Annotated in this window: 1 protein-coding gene; it reads right to left on the reverse strand. The window is 40.4% G+C overall.

The window, feature by feature from the left end:
- Positions 1–1,832, reverse strand: a 1,832-nt coding sequence (locus ACT9TX_RS18330; protein ID WP_481340547.1) for a hypothetical protein, incomplete at its 3' end; no start/stop codon positions are given.
- Positions 1,833–1,925: the final 93 nt, after the last annotated feature.

The following is a 1,925-nucleotide window of genomic DNA, read 5'->3' on the forward strand; positions in this document are numbered from 1 at the left end:
GTACCTGTTGCATCCGATTTAAACGTTACAGGTCTACCATTAAAAACAAAAGAAACACCAGTTGGGGTGGTACAAGCCGATGCAGAACCGATGGTTGTTGCTGGACCAAATATTGCAGAAGAAACCCCATTATTAGCTAATATTATGGTATTAGCACCCATTGTTATTTGTCCAATAAGTAAATTTAAGAAACCACTTATGGTTACAGTAGCACCAGTGCCTACATTATAACTACCAGCCGTTGTATTTAATTCTAAATTATTAAATGAGCAGCCAAATGCCCTTATGGCAGCGCTGTTCATTACTACTTTACCATCCCCAGTAATAGTACCTGCAGTAGTGCCAGATCCGGTACTAGTGCCACCTATATTACCTTGGGTAGTTAAGGCCACTCCAGATGCAATAGATAGAGTTGCACTTGTTGTAACAATTACATTGCTAGTTACCGTTGTATTTGCATTAACTGCCACTGTACTTCCGTCATTTGCAGTTAAGCTACCCGTAATGGTAGTAGCGCTGTTTAGGTTTAGGGTTCCACCGCTATTCACGGTTATATTGGTGGTTGTAATGGTGGTTGGGGCTGTAATAGACACTGTAGCACCAGACTCAATGGTGATATAGTTTACAGCAAGCGATGTAGGTATTACTGGATAATTACTACTGCTAACAGTTGGTATTATTGCAGGATCTGTGGCACTTGGTACAATACCCCCCGCCCAATTACTAGCAGTATTCCAGTCAGTGTTGGTAGCACCAGTCCAAGTAAAAGTGCCCGGTGCAAAACAAACACCCCTAAATCCTCTAGTATTATTAGGAAGGGCAGTTGCTAGCGTGCTTAAGCTAGCGGTTAATGTGCCACTTTGACCAGAAGCATCTGTTAACGTTTGAAGGGTGGTGCTTGCTGTAGTACTACCAGTTGTCAAATATAAATCCACGTTGCCAGCACTATTTATATTACCCGTAATGCCATAGCTATTTATTGCTAAGGTAGCAGTGCCAACCGCAGACCATGTAGTGCCGTTATAAGAATATTTTCTTAACACTGTACCATCAGTCATATATGCCACATCTGGGCCAGCAATACTGGCACTTTGGTCAAAAAGAATAAATTGAAAAGTATTGTTTGTTGCTGTCGACGGGAAGCCCGATAAAGCGGTGGGCGTAACAGAGCCAGATACAGGAAGCCCTGTACCAACCCTGGCAACCGTAAAGGGCGTGGTAGTTCCTAAGCCCAAAGTATAGAGCTGTCCACTATAAATACCTACTTGCTTTACGTTGGTATAATTTGCAGCTGTTGAAGAAACCTGTGCAGAAGTTGTACTGGTAGAGTTACCAAATGCTACATATTTAATGGCTTTTGTAGAAGATGTTATCCAAAAACCATTACCGTCTGTTGTTAATGCTTGCCTTATGTTTCCACCTATATCCGCAGCAGATAACTTAGTACTTAAATCTGCACTATTGTACAATGTATTTAATCTAGCAACTACTTTAACATCTGTAGCTATAGCTATTGCAGAGCCAGTTGTTCTATTATAACCGGTAAATGATATGTACTTCCCATCAATCGATGTGGAAAGGTTGCCATCACCGCCACCATTGGCAGATAAGGTGATACCTGTACTTGATGAGTCCATTAATATGGATTTTACTAATGTACCAGTTTTAGTGTATTCGTTTAAATAGACCGGGGAGGCATTAGTGCCTAGTGTAGTATTACCATTGCCTACCGATATTACCACCAAATTACCAGGCGTAAATGTTGTGGTTCCAGGCTGTGCATTTAAGTTTAATGCAGCACAAAATAGTAAGAGCGTCAAGATTCTTTTCATAAACAAGCAATTTTATTTTTTTCAAAAGTGAATTTGTTAATTTAGATGTTCATCCTGAACTGTACTGAAATGTTGAAAAATGTGCGTTTAATT

It is taken from the genome of Parasediminibacterium sp. HNIBRBA5674 (assembly GCF_056745525.1).